The organism is Pedobacter westerhofensis, from assembly GCF_900182595.1.
GTDB lineage: Bacteria > Bacteroidota > Bacteroidia > Sphingobacteriales > Sphingobacteriaceae > Pedobacter > Pedobacter westerhofensis.
In genome coordinates this window covers 79,904-95,380 of the sequence record NZ_FXTN01000015.1, presented here as the reverse complement: position 1 = coordinate 95,380, position 15,477 = coordinate 79,904, and the positions used below count along the sequence as shown (strand labels likewise).

The 15,477-nt window shown below is 43.6% G+C and carries 17 protein-coding genes; 4 read left to right on the top strand and 13 right to left on the bottom strand.

The features are described from left to right. Positions 1–12 precede the first annotated feature (12 nt). The 4 genes from FN831_RS24725 to FN831_RS24710 all read left to right on the top strand — a co-directional run bounded on the left by FN831_RS24725 (position 13) and on the right by FN831_RS24710 (position 4,372). The gene (locus FN831_RS24725; RefSeq protein ID WP_142530898.1) at positions 13–1,095 is read left to right on the top strand and encodes an AI-2E family transporter; all 1,083 of its coding nucleotides are present in this window, start codon (positions 13–15) and stop codon (positions 1,093–1,095) included. A gap of 100 nt (positions 1,096–1,195) precedes the next feature. Continuing rightward, positions 1,196–2,101, top strand: coding sequence for an ABC transporter ATP-binding protein (locus FN831_RS24720; RefSeq protein ID WP_142530897.1), 906 nt, complete (start codon positions 1,196–1,198; stop codon positions 2,099–2,101). A gap of 4 nt (positions 2,102–2,105) precedes the next feature. Further along, positions 2,106–3,434 (top strand): ABC transporter permease, encoded by a 1,329-nt coding sequence (locus tag FN831_RS24715; RefSeq protein WP_142530896.1) that lies wholly within the window; start codon positions 2,106–2,108, stop codon positions 3,432–3,434. Between the two features lie 8 nt (positions 3,435–3,442). Next, positions 3,443–4,372 carry a Ppx/GppA phosphatase family protein gene (locus tag FN831_RS24710; protein ID WP_142530895.1) on the top strand — a complete coding sequence of 310 codons (930 nt, stop codon included), beginning with the start codon at positions 3,443–3,445 and terminating at the stop codon, positions 4,370–4,372. Here the strand turns inward: FN831_RS24710 and FN831_RS24705 are convergent. From FN831_RS24705 to FN831_RS24645, 13 genes are all read right to left on the bottom strand, one after another. Beyond that, on the bottom strand, positions 4,369–4,938 hold the full coding sequence (locus FN831_RS24705; RefSeq protein ID WP_142530894.1) for a Maf family protein: 570 nt from the start codon (positions 4,936–4,938) through the stop codon (positions 4,369–4,371). The two genes, FN831_RS24710 and FN831_RS24705, sit on opposite strands and share 4 nt — an antisense overlap. 72 nt (positions 4,939–5,010) lie before the next feature. Further along, positions 5,011–5,394 (bottom strand): hypothetical protein, encoded by a 384-nt coding sequence (locus FN831_RS24700; protein ID WP_142530893.1) that lies wholly within the window; start codon positions 5,392–5,394, stop codon positions 5,011–5,013. A 104-nt stretch (positions 5,395–5,498) separates the two neighbouring features. Further along, positions 5,499–6,026 carry a KdsC family phosphatase gene (locus FN831_RS24695; RefSeq protein WP_142530892.1) on the bottom strand — a complete coding sequence of 176 codons (528 nt, stop codon included), beginning with the start codon at positions 6,024–6,026 and terminating at the stop codon, positions 5,499–5,501. Positions 6,027–6,072: 46 nt separating this feature from the next. Further along, positions 6,073–6,837: a Rossmann-like and DUF2520 domain-containing protein gene (locus tag FN831_RS24690; RefSeq protein ID WP_142530891.1), complete on the bottom strand. Its 765-nt coding sequence runs from the start codon at positions 6,835–6,837 to the stop codon at positions 6,073–6,075. Continuing rightward, on the bottom strand, positions 6,838–9,303 hold the full coding sequence (locus tag FN831_RS24685) for a heme lyase CcmF/NrfE family subunit (protein ID WP_142530890.1): 2,466 nt from the start codon (positions 9,301–9,303) through the stop codon (positions 6,838–6,840). 5 nt (positions 9,304–9,308) lie between these two features. Next, a complete protein-coding gene (locus FN831_RS24680; RefSeq protein WP_142530889.1) occupies positions 9,309–9,776 on the bottom strand; it encodes a cytochrome c maturation protein CcmE domain-containing protein in 468 nt (155 codons plus the stop codon). Positions 9,777–10,097: 321 nt separating this feature from the next. Continuing rightward, positions 10,098–10,766 (bottom strand): peptide-methionine (S)-S-oxide reductase MsrA, encoded by a 669-nt coding sequence (gene msrA / locus FN831_RS24675; protein WP_142530888.1) that lies wholly within the window; start codon positions 10,764–10,766, stop codon positions 10,098–10,100. A gap of 96 nt (positions 10,767–10,862) precedes the next feature. Next, positions 10,863–12,284 carry a Glu/Leu/Phe/Val family dehydrogenase gene (locus FN831_RS24670; RefSeq protein WP_142530887.1) on the bottom strand — a complete coding sequence of 474 codons (1,422 nt, stop codon included), beginning with the start codon at positions 12,282–12,284 and terminating at the stop codon, positions 10,863–10,865. Positions 12,285–12,451: 167 nt separating this feature from the next. Further along, positions 12,452–12,658 carry a CcmD family protein gene (locus tag FN831_RS24665; protein WP_142530886.1) on the bottom strand — a complete coding sequence of 69 codons (207 nt, stop codon included), beginning with the start codon at positions 12,656–12,658 and terminating at the stop codon, positions 12,452–12,454. 7 nt (positions 12,659–12,665) lie between these two features. Beyond that, a complete protein-coding gene (gene ccsA, locus FN831_RS24660; RefSeq protein WP_142530885.1) occupies positions 12,666–13,319 on the bottom strand; it encodes a cytochrome c biogenesis protein CcsA in 654 nt (217 codons plus the stop codon). A 115-nt stretch (positions 13,320–13,434) separates the two neighbouring features. Beyond that, positions 13,435–14,094 carry a heme exporter protein CcmB gene (locus tag FN831_RS24655; protein ID WP_142530884.1) on the bottom strand — a complete coding sequence of 220 codons (660 nt, stop codon included), beginning with the start codon at positions 14,092–14,094 and terminating at the stop codon, positions 13,435–13,437. 21 nt (positions 14,095–14,115) lie between these two features. After that, the gene (locus FN831_RS24650; protein WP_142530883.1) at positions 14,116–14,523 is read right to left on the bottom strand and encodes a hypothetical protein; all 408 of its coding nucleotides are present in this window, start codon (positions 14,521–14,523) and stop codon (positions 14,116–14,118) included. 101 nt (positions 14,524–14,624) lie between these two features. Next, positions 14,625–15,476: a hypothetical protein gene (locus tag FN831_RS24645; protein WP_142530882.1), complete on the bottom strand. Its 852-nt coding sequence runs from the start codon at positions 15,474–15,476 to the stop codon at positions 14,625–14,627. Between the last annotated feature and the right edge of the window lies 1 nt (position 15,477).

Sequence of the window (15,477 nt, the reverse complement as noted above, 5' to 3'; positions counted from 1 at the left end):
CTGTATTTAACTATGGATAAACTTCAACACAGCATCTACACATTACTTTTTTTCTTTTTGACCTTCGCCGGCTTGTATTTCTCGGCAGCTTTCCTGATACCCATAGCGCTGTCTGCCATCTTTGCGATGCTGCTGAGCAGGCTGTCCTCCTGGTTCGAACATAAAGGTATGGGCAGAGGGCTGGCCTCATTTCTTTGCATTCTGATTTTTCTGGGTTCGATAGCCATTGTGGTGACCTTATTGGCCTGGCAGTTAAGCGGGTTTGCAGAAAACATAGACGTAATGAAAGAACGTGTTGCCAGTTTATTTACCAACCTGCGGCGCTGGCTGCATGAAAGCACTGGTATCACCATGAAACAACAGCAGCAGATCGCCAAAGAAGGCAGTGCAGGAAGCGGTGCCGGGTCAATGCTGGCAGCATTTGCCGCCAGTATGATGAGTATTCTGGTAAATGCCATACTCGTGCTGGTTTATATGTTTCTTTTCCTGGTATACCGGTCACATATTAAAAAGTTCATACTTAAGCTTGTTCCTGCAGACGAAAAAAATACGGCGGAAAATATTGTGCATAAGTCGGGCAATGTAGCACAGCAGTACCTCGGAGGACTGGGCGCCATGATTGTTCTGTTATGGATCATGTACGGCATTGGCTTTAGTATCGTTGGTGTAGAAAGTGCCATCTTTTTTGCCGTCTTATGTGGAATCCTTGAAATTATTCCCTTTGTCGGAAATATTACCGGAACTTCTTTAACTGTGCTGGCCGTAGTGGCCCAGGGCGGCGATACAAAGATGATTATTGGGGTACTGGTGACCTATGCCATGGTACAGTTTATCCAGACTTACCTGCTTGAACCGCTTATTGTAGGCGAACAAGTGAATATCAATCCCTTGTTTACGATCCTGGTGATTGTACTGGGAGAAATGGTATGGGGTGTTGCAGGTATGATCCTCGCGATTCCGCTGCTTGGGATTGTAAAAATCATTTGTGACCAGGTTCCCCAGCTTCAGCCCTACGGGTTTTTAATCGGAACTGAAAATCAGCGGCAGAAAAAAACGGGTGTGATCGATAAATTGAAGCTCATGCTGTCGAGATAAAAAACACTGACTGGCCTTCTTTTCAGAAAAATCGTGCGATTTGTAACAATTTCTTCTTTTTGTGTACTAACATAGAACTAAACAACTAAAACTATTTTCTATGCTAAGCGTAAACAATATTGTGAAGCAATATGCAGAGCACCGTGCACTTGATGATGTAAGTCTGACGGTTGAACAGGGCAAAATATTTGGGCTTCTCGGCCCAAATGGTGCCGGCAAAACATCCCTTATCAGGATCATTACCCAAATTACGGCACCAGACAGCGGAGAGGTGATCTTCAACGGTCAGCGTTTAAACTCAAACCACATCGCTCAGATCGGCTACTTGCCGGAAGAACGCGGATTGTACAAAAAGATGGAAATCGGCGAGCAGGTGCTATACCTTGCAAAGCTGAAAGGCCTGAGCACTGCCGAAGCCACAAAGCGGGTGAGGTACTGGTTTGAAAAACTGGAAATGGGCAGCTGGTGGAACAAGAAGGTTGAAGATCTCAGTAAAGGGATGCAGCAGAAAGTACAGTTTGTAGCCACGATCCTTCATCAACCCGAACTTATTATCCTTGACGAACCTTTCTCCGGCTTCGATCCCGTTAACGCAGAAATCATCAAAAACGAAATCCTGGAGCTGAACAAACAGGGTGCAACATTTATCTTCTCCACGCACCGCATGGAATCAGTAGAAGAATTATGCGACAGCATCGCCCTGATTCACCGCTCTAAGAAGATCCTCGACGGCTCAGTTGAGGAGATCAAGGAAAAGTACAGGAACAACACTTACTGGCTGGAATATCAGGGAGAATATAACACAGAGCTTCCTTCTGATGTATTTGAAGTCCTGCAAAAGGATATCAGAAAAGGAACAACAACGCTGAAAGTAAAAATCAAAGAAGGACAATCTGCCAATAATATGCTTGCTGCCCTGCTTCCGGTAGTCAATATTCAGCGCCTTGATGAGGTGATCCCAACAATGAACGATATTTTTATTGACCAGGTAAAAACAAAAGATTAACGCTATGAACAAGATTTTACTCATTATACAACGTGAATACCTTTCAAGAGTGAAGAAAAAGTCATTCATCGTGATGACGCTGCTCACTCCGGTAATCTTTGCCGGATTTTATGGCATGATGATTTATTTTTCCATCCAGGGGATAAAAGGCAGTTCCAATAAAATAGCGGTGGTTAACGCTAATAAAACGCTGACAGAAAAGCTGATTTCTACGAATAACGCAACTTATACCTATGTAAATAAGCCGCTGCCACAGATGAAAGCCGAACTGGCCACATCAGGTTACGATTATGTGCTTTATCTGCCCGACTTTAGTCTTGATGACCCATCAGGAATACAGCTTTTGGGCAAAAAACAGGCAGGACTCACATTGAATAACAAAGTAGCTGATGACGTAGAAAATGCAATCCGTAACCAAAAGCTGAAACAAAGCGGCCTGGCACAGAAAGACCTTGACAACCTCAAATCCTCTGTAGATATTGACATGAAGAAAATTGGCGATACCGGCAAGGAAGAAGACTCCAGTGCAGGCGCCAGTACCATCATTGCCTACGTAGGAGGGATTCTGATGTTTATGTTCATCCTGTTATATGGCATACAAGTAATGCGTGGGGTGATCGAGGAGAAAACAAACCGTATTATCGAAGTGATGATCTCCTCAGTTAAACCTTTTCAGCTCATGATGGGAAAGATCATTGGGATCGCCCTGGTGGGCCTTACACAGTTTATCCTGTGGATTGTGCTTACAGGCATTATTTCCACCGCGGTGGTGAAAATTTATGCTGATAAAAGTATGGCACAAAGCGCTGTAAGCACGGCTTTGAAAAAGCAAAATGAGAACAAAATCATCAAAGAAGCCACAGAAAAAAGCCCTATCGGAAATATACAGAAGAGCCTGGCAAACCTGGATGTGACGAAGATCATCACTTTGTTCCTGTTTTTCTTCCTCGGAGGTTATTTGTTTTACAGTGCGCTGTATGCCGCTATTGGTTCTGCGGTAGATAGTGAGACAGAAACGCAGCAGTTCATGTTTCCGGTAATGATGCCGCTCCTGCTGGGTTATACACTCTCACTGAGTGTGGTCACAAACGATCCCTACGGAAATATGGCTTTCTGGTTATCGATGATCCCTTTTACCTCTCCTATTGCAATGATGGTGAGATTACCTTATGGAGTGCCCGACTGGCAGCTGGCTTTATCAATGGCCTTGCTCATCCTGGGCTTTATCGGCACGGTATGGGTAGCCTCCAGAATATACAGGGTAGGGATTTTGATGTACGGCAAGAAAACCAGTTTCAAAGAAATGATCAAATGGTTTACCTATAAGAATTAATCAGCAGAATGAAAGCAGCAGTCATAGACCTTGGTACAAACACGTTTCATCTGATCATCTCAGAAATCAGTCCTGCCGGTGTAGACGTAATCTACAAGACTAATGTTCCCGTAAGGCTTGGCGAAGGCCGGATTAATGATAACGTGATCATTCCAGAAGCTTTTGAGCGGGGCATCAGGACTTTAAAAGAATTCAGGGATAAAATCGATGAGTATGGGGCTGCAGTGGTTAGGGCCATTGCAACCTCTGCTGTACGCAGCGCAGGCAACGGGGCCGATTTTGTAGCTGCCGCAGCAGAACGGGCAGGAATACAGATCGAAGTGATCAGCGGTGAAGATGAAGCTGCTTTCATATTCACTGGTGTAAAAGCAACCGGAGTAATTAAAGACACCTCCCTGATCATGGATATTGGTGGCGGCAGTACCGAATTTATCATCTGTAACGCAGATGGCTATCTGTGGAAGAAAAGCTATAATATAGGTGCAGCGCGCCTGATGCAGGCCTATTTTCATTCAGATCCGATCAGCGCTGAAGACGAGCAGGCAATTTTACACCGGCTCAGTTCGGAACTACCGGACCTGAAAACCGCCTATGCCCAATATCAGCCAAAAGTACTCATCGGCTCTGCCGGAGCATTTGAGACTTTTGCGGCCATGCTGCTCGAGGATACAGATATCAAAAATATAAGCTCGGCGGCGCTGGATACCGCAGCTTATAAAGAGCTGGCGAAAAAGCTTATTCGTTCCACTCATGCAGAAAGAGCTGCAATGCCTGATCTGATTTCCCTGCGGGTAGATATGATCGTGATTGCCGCACTGATCACGAGCTATGTACTTAAAGAACTGGATTTAAAAGCAATGAGCCTATCTACGTACGATCTGAAGATGGGAGTCCTTTACAGCATTTTCGAAGATCAGAAACCTGGAAACAAAGATTAGAAGCTGGACAGCGCTGTATACAATTTTTCTGTAGGCAAACCCATTACATTGGTATAGGAGCCGCTGATCTTCTCCACGGCAACAAAGCCCAGCCAGTCCTGAATCCCATAGGAGCCCGCTTTATCAAAAGGATTGTAATTGTCTACGTAGTTTTCGATCTCCTCGTCGGTAATGGCCCTGAACCAGACTTCGGTCATGTCATAAAAGGTTTTGAGCTGATCCTTATGGGCGAGGCTTACGCCGGTATATACCTGATGCACTGTTCCGGATAATTTGCGCAGCATTTCGCGGGCAGCGGCTGCATCTGCGGGCTTGCCCATGATTTCTCCGTCGTAGGCTACGATTGTATCGGCCGTGATCACAAGACTGTACTCACATTCATCAACAAAGGCCAGGGCTTTTTTTTCAGCAATATAACAGGCGATTTCAGCGGGGGAAAGATGTTCGGGGTAACTTTCATCCACATCTTTTAAAAGTACGTTAAAATCAAGCCCCATGGCTTGCATGAGTTCTTGTCTGCGCGGAGATTTGGATGCGAGGATCAGGGGAACGGTTTGCTTGTACATAGTGATTCAAATATGCGCTAAAATAATAAAAGCGGCCCGGAGCCGCTTCTATTATCTTATATTTTTTTGGGATTAGTTATTTCCCTGTCCGCCCATTCTTTTTTCCATGGCAGCTTTTCTTTCTTCCAGGTAAGCAGCATAAGCTTTTTTCTGATCATCAGTTAACAATCCTTTGATCTTTTCATTGTTGTCCTGCATCAGCTTCATCATTTTTTCGCGGGATGCTTTTCTGTCATCACCTGCTTCTTCACGCGCTTTTGCCATCTGGGTATTCTGATCAAGCAAAATAGTTTTTACTTTAGTTTGCTGATCTGTTGTCAGTGCCAGCTTTTCAGTAAGCTGAGTAGTAGCTTTTGTAGCCCGTTCTTCCGGAGTACCCATCATTCTTCCACCTTGTGCATGTGCAAATGTTATCATACTGAATAACATACCGCAGATAATCAATAATTTTTTCATCTCTGTTTTTTTAAGTTTAAGCCTGTACAAATGCAGGTTTGATTTAAGTTTTGTTTTCAGAATAGAGTGAAAAAATTACGGAAGGTTTAAAAGCAAGGTAAATATTATTTACTGGCATCTGCTGCCGAAGGATTGGCATCAAACCATCTTCCCTGTATTTTAAGTACTTTTTCAATGACATCCCTTGCGGCAGTTTTGCCGCCGTTAAAAGGAGAAATGTAACTGCAGATCGCTTTAATATCTGTAGAGGCATCAGCAGGGCATGCAGGAATTCCCACCAGTTTCATTACATTCAGATCGGGAATGTCATCTCCCATATACAGCACTTCAGCGGCGCTAAGCCCATGGCTGTCAAGATAATTATTGAAGATCTCTACTTTATCGGCAACGCCCAGATAAACATCGGGTATGCCCAGTCCGGCAAAACGTTTGGCCATCGCCTGTCCGCTGCCTCCGGAGATAATGCAGACATGGTAACCTTTTTTAACGGCCAGCTGCAAAGCGTAACCATCTTTGATATTGAAAGTGCGTAGTAGTTCGCCGGATTCGGATGCCAGCACGTCGCCGGTAGTCAGCACCCCATCTACATCAAATACAAACGTGGTGATTTCCTTTAATTTTTGCAGCAGCATTTAAATATGATTTGTTCAAAAGTAAGCAGCAAAAACCGCAAATCCCTTACAGATGCGTTTTTTTAATACTGTTGCTCAGCAATTCATAAATCTGCTGCAGCTCAGGTGAGCCCTGCAGTAATTGAAGATGTTTCTTCATCGTTTCCTGGTCATCTCTTACGGCGGGCCCTGTCTGCACCTCTGCCGGTACAGCATTTTGAATCTTCTGCGCCGTTTCAGTAATCAGGGGCTTAAGCAGGTCGAACTTCAGATGATGCTGTTCCAGTAACAGGCTGCTCAGCTGATAAAGGTGATTGGTAAAATTGCAGGCGAAAACGGCAGCAAGGTGCAGTATTTTTCGCTGGTCGCTGCTTACTTCTGCAACCTGCCGGCTCAGCAAATGTGCAATTGCAGAGATCTTTTCCAGTGTGCCGGGGCGGTCGGCCTCAATGCAAAAAGGAACATTTGTAAGATCGACCGCTTTGGTTTTAGAGAAAGTCTGTAAAGGGTACAAAACACCGTATCCACTGCCGGCACCTTCAAGAACACTGATTGATGTAGCCCCTGAGGTGTGCACAAGAATACCTTTAACTCCTTTTAAATGTAATGCGACGGCCGGTATAGCATCATCTTTGACGGCAATGATATAAAGATCGGCAGAACGGTCAATATCTTCCCAGTGCATTACCGGTTTTGCTTTTGTAAGTGCAGCCAGGATTTCAGCATTTTTACTGTCCTGGCTCCATACCTGTAGGATCTCTGCACCCATCGCTTTAAAGGCGATAGCCAGGTGTGTTGCCACGTTTCCTGATCCGATGCAAACAATGTTCATTTAAGCTCTGATTTCTTTTTGTCTTCTGATGATTGAGATCAGGAAGCCGATAACCATTACGATTAATCCAACCCAGTACAGGTTGATAAAAGGGAATTCAATAGATTTGAATACTACCCAGTCTTTCGCCTGCTGCGGTTTTTCAAATACCTGTAATTCCACCTTTTTCTGTTCAGGCAGGATTTTGGTAAAGCGTACCCTCAATCCAAGATCAGTAATATTTCGTGCAAAATCAAAAGTATTATTACCCTTTACCAGGAAGATTGGCTCGGTTTTGTAAATTTTACCATTGAGGTCGATATCCAGCGGAAGGCCTACAGCAAGATCTCCTTCGGCCAAAGCAAGGCTTTTCGCAGTAGGTTTAAAGTTGAGGCCTTTTACCGTGATAATACCACTGCTGGTATGCAGTGTATCTCCCTCACTCACATTTACGATCCTAGGTTTCTTGTAATTGGTCTCGTCACTCTCTGCATCCATTTCTCCATGTGATTCCTTTTTATCGGGCGCACTGGTGATATGTGTGTATACATCGTAAGTAAGATAATGTTTGGTATCAGGAGAAGCGATCAAGCCCATTTTCTCATTGATCTGAATCCGTGGGTTCAGGTTAAAATCTTCTTTGAGCTTATTGGTTTTTTCATCATAAACCTTAAAATTAAGGTTATAATAGGTGTTTGGTGCAATTGTAGTATCACTGGTATAGGTAACCGTAAAACGGCCCATTTTCTTTGGTTCGTTTTTGTAAAGGACAATGTTTTCACCCGGCTTATCTGCCTTTTCAAAATCCTTTACGGGAATGAAATTGGATGTATTGATGGAGATGGGTTTGTTTGTGGCAGCCGCAACCAGTGCGCCCACCAGCAGGAGCGCAAATCCGATATGTGCTACCGCCGCACCAACCAGCTTGCCTTTGCCGGACATTCCCTGCGACAATACACGTGCATTGGACAGGATCGCAAACATACAGCTAAACGAAAGCAGGATATAAATCAGGTTATTGTACACATCGGTTACATATACAAATCCTGCAGTTACCACCAAAGCAATGATAATCGTTGCAATCAGGCTGCTGTAGAATTTACGCAAATCAGTGCGTTTATATTTCAAGAACTGGGAAAATCCTGAGATCAGGGTTACCAGAATGGCGAAAGGTGCCTGCCACTGGTTATAGTATTTTACCGCATCTATCGGAGGGGCAAAGTTTGTACCGAATGCTTTGTTGAACACCGGAACTGAGGTAGAGAAAATCACCTGGATACAGGCTACAGTTACCACCAGGGCACCGATAAACATCCAGAATTCCCGTGAATAGGTTTCTTCGTCTTTATTGGTAATCGGCAATTCTTTCCATCTGCAAATGATCAGCACAACCGGGATAATCAGGAATACAATATTGAAGAAAACCAGCTGTCCGAACATACCCAGGTCTGTAAAGGCATGTACAGAGGTTTCGCCAAGAATACCGCTGCGGGTTAAGAATGAAGCGTATAAAACCAGGATAAAACTAATCAGGACAAGGGCGATAGCAGTAAAAAACGCATGTCCTGTGTTTTTAAATGCGATCATCACGTGCAGGGCCCCAATTAAAGTAAGCCATGGGATCAGGGATGCGTTTTCTACCGGGTCCCATGCCCAGAAGCCACCAAAGTTCAGCGCTTCATATGCCCAGAAAGAGCCCATAATAATTCCGGTTCCCAGTACCATAACGGCAAACAGAACCCATGGCATTGCGGGCTTAATCCATTCTTTATATCTTCTTGTCCATAAGGCCGCGATCACATAGGCGAAAGGCACTACCATACTCGCAAAGCCCAGAAACAATGTTGGCGGGTGAATCACCATCCAGTAGTTCTGCAGCAATGGATTTAAACCTCTGCCGTCTGTAATAAATTTAAGGTAATTTTTAAAGTTTTCTGCATCAGCAAACACCACAGGCGCCATCTCTTTCAGATTGACGGCATCCCTCAGCAGGATGAAGGGTGAACTGCCGATACGGTAATGGAAGATTTCAATTCCCAGTAACATCGATGTAAGGAATACCTGCGAGAACGCAATCACGGTGAGTACCGGGTTTTCCCAGGACTTTGCTTTCCAGATCAGGATGCTGCCCAAAAGGGATTGCCAGAAGGCCCAAAGCCAGAAACTACCCTCCTGTCCTTCCCAGAATGCAGAAACGATATAATATACAGGAAGTGATTTAGAGGAGTGCGAATACACATAATAGTATTCGTTATAATGGTCAAGGATCAGGTAAAATAAGGTTGCACCAATGGCTGCAATGCTAAAGAAGTTGAGCAGGAACCCAATTCTTCCAAGCCTTTGCCAGGATTGATCAGCGAGGTCTTTATTGCGTGTAGCGAAGAAATACGAAATAGTTGAAAGTAGCGAAGCTGCAAATGCTAAAACAATAAAAAACTGCCCAACTTTACCGGGAAGGAGTGATTCTCCTGTGAATTGTATGTCCATTAAAATTATTTGTATTTTATTTCCTGTGGGCTATCTTGCTTGGGCTGGGAAGCAGGGATAACTTTACCATCCTGGGTAACTTTTCCGTCCTTGTTAATCTCTACAAGGTCGTTATTGTATTTTGAAGGGCACTTCATTAATATTTTTGACGCATAAAAATTATCATTGTTCATCTTGCCTACCAGCACCAGTTTCTCTGAACGCTCAAAATCCTGAGGTTTTGTACCGCTGTAGATGACTTTTTTCACATCGCCTTTTTCATCTTTCATATAGAACGAAAAATGGTTGGGATCTTTAAAGGCATCATAAAAAGTTCCTTTATCCTTTGCCCAATGGCCCATTACGTGAAACTCTCTCGAATCTTTTGCAGCCTCAGTAAAAGAAGAGTAGTTACTGGTATCAGCATTTAAGCTTACCAGGAAACATACGCAGATCGCAATTGTAATCAAGCCGATAATTGCACTTTTTTTCATTAGATATATTTGTCTTTTATTGGTTATGAAGCTTGCATCGGCTTATTAATTTCTTTTTGAGAGCTGTAAGCTCATGCAGGTTTCATCTGTTTATTATTTTTATTATCCCCCATTGTAATCCGGAGGTACGTGGTGGTATCCAAATTTGGCAAAAGCCAGCATCGCAATAGAACAAATTTTAAGAACAAACAAAGATAAAAAATATAAGTACGTAATGCCTGTTACACACGCGCTAATACTTTAGATGACAATATATTGATAGTAGGCTGACACAAAAATTACAGAAAAATCATCTCATGCGCTTAAAAAAGCAATTTGTTCTTATTTAAGGTATTCTGCCTTAATCAATTGAGGGAGTTCTTCCCGTACGTGCATTACCTTAGGCCTCGAAACACTTCTGATGTACGGGTCCCAGGTATTTCTTTCATAATAGTTCTGATGAGAACTTTCGGCCGGGTAAAAGGCCTTGAAAGGTTCCATCTCTGTTACAAAGCTGCCCTGATTATGGTTTTTATGTTCCATGGCCGTCATTACCCTGCCAATCATTTTTAGTTCCTGCGGGTTACGGTAAAACGCGACCGACCGGTATTCAGGACCTACATCAGGCCCCTGCCTGTTCAGTTCTGTAGGATCATGCGCTGTAAAAAATGCTTTTAGCAATTGCTCATAGGAGATGACTGAGGGATCATAGTACACCTGTACGGATTCAGCATGCCCGGTCTGCTGTCCCGAAACCTCTTCATAGTTAGGATTGTCTGTCATCCCGCCGGCATATCCGCTGATCGCGGTATTTACGCCCTTGAGCTGGATCAGGCTTTCCTGCATTGCCCAGAAGCATCCACCTGCAAATGTAGCCACGGCTTCGTTTGCAGCGGGCTTCGGCAGCACGGCAAAGCCGTTCTCACTGGCGATCTTTTGTGTTTTTTGTGTTTTGCCGGAACAGGCGCTGAGGAAGAGGAGAGCCGACAATAAAAAGATACTCGCTTTCATATACCAATATACGCAATTGCGAAGGGGCAGATGTTAACCAGAGTGTCATATTCGGAGCAGGGAGAACCTCTGCCTGCCCCGAAGATTAAACAAAAATTATGGCCAGATACCCAGGTTCATATAAGAAACTGCAATCTTGTCTATTGAGCCAACAAAAGCAGCAGTTCTTAAGGTTTGGATTCCTGGTTTGGTAACCAGTGTTTCCCTGATTTCATGATAAGAATGGATCATTGTATCTTCCAGTCCTGAGTTTACCAGTTCCAGTTCAGAGGCCCCCTTAACAATCATTAAACGGTGTTCTGAAGGAATGCTCTGTCCGGTTAAGCTCTCCAGCGTATTGATCAGATTGGCATTGGAATTCTCTGCATAGCGTTTTTCCATACGGCCAAAAGCAACGTGCGAAAGATTTTTCAGCCACTCGAAATAGGATACGGTAACCCCGCCGGCATTGCAATACATATCCGGGATGATAATCCCTCCCATTTCGGTAAAGATCTCTTCTGCTTCCGGTGTACAAGGCCCGTTGGCACCTTCGGCAATAATTCTGGCCTTGATATTTTTAATATTGTGAACAGTGATCTGATTTTCCAGTGCTGCAGGAACCAGGATGTCGCATGGCTGTTCCAGTCCTTCCATAGAATTTTTAAACTCTATGGCTCCCGGAAAACCCAGGATAGAGCCTGTGAGTTTGCGGTGAGCAAAAACCTCATCCACATTGAGCCCGTTTTCATTATATATTGCGCCTTCGTATTCACAGAGGCCAACAACAGTAGCGCCAAATTCAGTAAGGAATTTTGCAGAGTGATAACCCACATTACCCAATCCCTGAACAATTACCCTCTTATCACCTAAACCGGCTTTCAATCCAATTTTCTCCATGTCTTCGGTAACCCTTACACATTCTCTTACTGCATAAGCCACGCCACGGCCTGTTGCTTCTTTACGGCCACGAATGCCATGCAGGGCGATAGGTTTTCCGGTAACACAGCCCAGTGCGTCAAGCTGTCCGGGATTCATGGTCATGTATGTATCTGCAATCCAGCTCATTTCGCGCTCGCCAGATCCATAATCAGGAGCAGGAACGTCGATACCGGGACCTATAAAATTCTTTTTGATTAATTCAGTGGTATAGCGTCTGGTAATATTTTCCAGCTCGCCTGTGGTATAGTTTTTTGGAGTAATTTTAATCCCTCCCTTGGCACCGCCAAAAGGAACGTTTACAATCGCACATTTGTAAGTCATCAGTGCAGCCAGTGCCATCACCTCATCTTCGTTAACCATTTCACTGTAACGTATCCCCCCTTTGGTAGGGCTCATATGGTGAGAATGCTCAACACGCCATGCATCAATTACCTCGAACCCGTTTCCTCTGCGGATCGGGAACTGGAAGCGGTAAACACTGTTGCAAGCTTTGATTTGGGAGAGCAGGCCTTCCGGGTGACCGGTGAATTGTGCTGCGTTGTCAAAATTTTTACAGACGTCTGTAAAGAAGTTTGTCTCATTTGCTGAAGTAGCCATTATATTTGGTTTTTTTATTTATTTGAATTAGTTATAATTCTTTACGGCTGCAAAATTGCACTAAAAAATGTGATTAATACAAATAAATAATTGCTTAGTGTATGTGACACACATGTCACATCATTCCACAAAAACACCCATTAAACGCCTTAAGACAAGGTTTTGTCCTAAGATTTTTTTTCCAGTTTTTTTAATCTGCGCTCTATAGAGAAGAGGAATAAAAGCAGTCCTGCTAAAATAATGGCTACACAGGCCACCACAACATAGATTTTTTCAGATCCGGCCAGCGTATCAGCGATGGCAGATCCTGCGCCCTGTGCAAACAATTGCATCGTAACCATTAACATCAGGGCAGTAGTCATTAATTTCTTCATGGGGATTTTATTTATTTTTTTCTAGGGAAGACACTCTGAAAAGTATGCTATATATCCAGCATCCAATCAATATCCAGCCCAGGCAGGCAGGATAAAACACCATTCTCATATGGCTGTCCAGATCGTAGGCATTGAAACCCGGATTACCTCCGTTCCCCGGGTGCAGGGAATCTGATAATCTGGGCAGCACAAAAAGCAGCACCACCATCATAGGAAAGGCAAAAATATTGTAGATGGCAGAGATTTTTGCCCTTTTCTGTTCTTCATCAATCGCATTTCTCAAAATGAGATAGGCAAAATACAATAACATTGCAATCGCTGCAAAATTCTGTTTTACATCAAAGCTCCAGGCCTGTCCCCAGGTAAAGCGTGCCCAAATGGCACCGGTAACTAAACCCAGCATACCAAAAATAATTCCGGCGTTGACACTTTGAACAGCCTTGTTGTCATCTGACTGGCTGCTGCTGCTCAGGTATTTAATGCTGTGGACTACAGATATGGTAAAAAGTATGATCATCGCAAACCACATGGGTACATGGAAATACAAATTTCTGATACTTTGATGCAATATCGGCAAGGGGGGCACTGAAGCCAGAAAACCAGCTATTGTAGAATACATGACCAGGACTGACCCTAAAATTTTCCACCAGGATTTATACATTCATTTTCAGATTTAGATTGACCGCCAAAAAGCCAGGTTGTGATAAAGATCAGGCTGTATTTGCGTCCGCAAAGTTAATAAAGCTTTATATATTTCGGTTAATTATTGTAATTCCTTAATCGCGCCACAGGTAAGGGAATAATAACACAGAAAACGCAGCAACCAGTACATTGATGATCAGCAGTGTGGCAATCTCATCAAGGCTAACACTTCTGTCCAGTCCGTCTACCGCATTTTTTGTCAGCTTGATCAGCATGATGATCACCGGGATAATCACCGGGAAGCTCAGGATGGCCATCAGCATTCCGCCATTTCCTGCTTTTGATGCAATGGCAGAGATCATGGTAAAGATCGTAGAGAAGCTCAGGCTTCCCAGAATGGTGGCCAGCAGGTACAAACCCATATCTTCCGGCACGTAATCAAACACGAGGATATAAAATGCCAGGGCGATCAGGGTAACCAGCAGCATCAGGAAAACGTTGTAAATGGTTTTTGAGATAATCAGGGCCAGCGGACTGGCGATGGTATAGATATAAAGCTGACGCCCTTTGCTTTCCTGAAGGAAGCTTTTAGACACCGTATTGATGGATGCAAAAAGCATAATGATCCAGAACAATGCGTTCCAGGTTACCCCTCTCAGCGATACAAAAGAAAGAAAACAGACAAAAACTGTTGATACCACATAGAGTACAACACCATTTAGTGCATATTTAGACCGCCACTCCAGCAGTAATTCTTTACCAATTAAAAACTTAACTTCCTTTATCAGCTGCATTTGAGCACAAAGATAATTTAATTATTGATGCGGAGCGCCGGAAACAAGGGTAACAGCTTTTCTAGCAGTGATCAGTGGCAGTGTGCCTGCAACAATTACAAGCCATCCCCAGCGGTATTTCACCATGCCTGCAGCCAGGTTGATCAATTTTTTGAAGTGAATAAAACTAAATGCATCATGAGATTTAAACCATACCGCAGCAAGTGTAAGTATCACCCATACCAGAGCAGCCCAGCCGGCAAAGCGCATCAGGCTGGTTTTATTCAGCCATGCGGCGAATAAAGCCAGCGCAACTATCAGGTAAAAGCATGTTCCCAGTACAGGATCAATCTGGAAGTAGTTCCAGTTTCCGAGGAAAGTAACGCGAACAAGCGGGCACATCCCTCCTGCTGCCATGATTACAGCTCCTGCAACGCCTAAAGTTTTCATTTGTGAATAGTTTTTTTGTACAGATGATTTAGGTTTAACACCTTCGGTTCAGGCTGCGAAATTAAATATTCTGAGATAATTTACGTTATGTTATTTCTGATTTATCTGAGTTCTTCTGCCCTGTAGTCTCTTCTGTCTATATCTGTTACAGAGAAATAACCCTGCGCATTACCAGAAATATTGCCTGTTACGTTTACCGGAACACTGGAAAATAAACCATTCCAGTCAGTTTCAAGGAAAACACCATAGAGATACTTGGCATAGGTCTCCGATATTGAAAACTTATTGATGAATACATAGGTTTTGGGAGCTATTGAAAAGCTGCGTTTGAGGTTAGTGAGCGGGTACAATGAATTTGGCGAGCCCAAAAAATGGGTATAACTGTAATAATTGGCCAGTTGAAACTTTTCTGGTCTCCAAAGAACAGATGTGGCGGCAGAAACGCCATAATTAATCCACCATTTGTTGGGATTGAGATATCCAAATGTATGTTTGGGAATGCTAACATTGTAAATATTATCAATAGTTTTGGTCACAGAGAGTGGAAGATAATCATCTACAATATTGACCACCTGCCTTAGCGTATCTACGGCAGTATAGGTCTTGTTATTGTATTTTATAGTCAGTTTATAACCATAGTTATAATTTGGTGCCCTCGAGGTATTTGCATTATAAACCCCGGGCAGCGTATCTATTTCTTTAAAAACAATATCTGCTCTGCCGTCATTAACGATGACAGATGCTTTACGGATCGGTTGAGGCTGTGTATTCGGATCAAAAGAGGGTTGTGTTAATCGGATTGCACTGCCGAAGACAGAGGTGGTAAAACCGCCCTCTACGATCATGTCATATTGCTTTTGTGGTGCATTGAAGGCGATGTCGCCACTATCTTTCTTACAGGCACTAAAAACCTGCAGCAGCAATAAAACAAAAATATACCGGCCCCTCTTCATA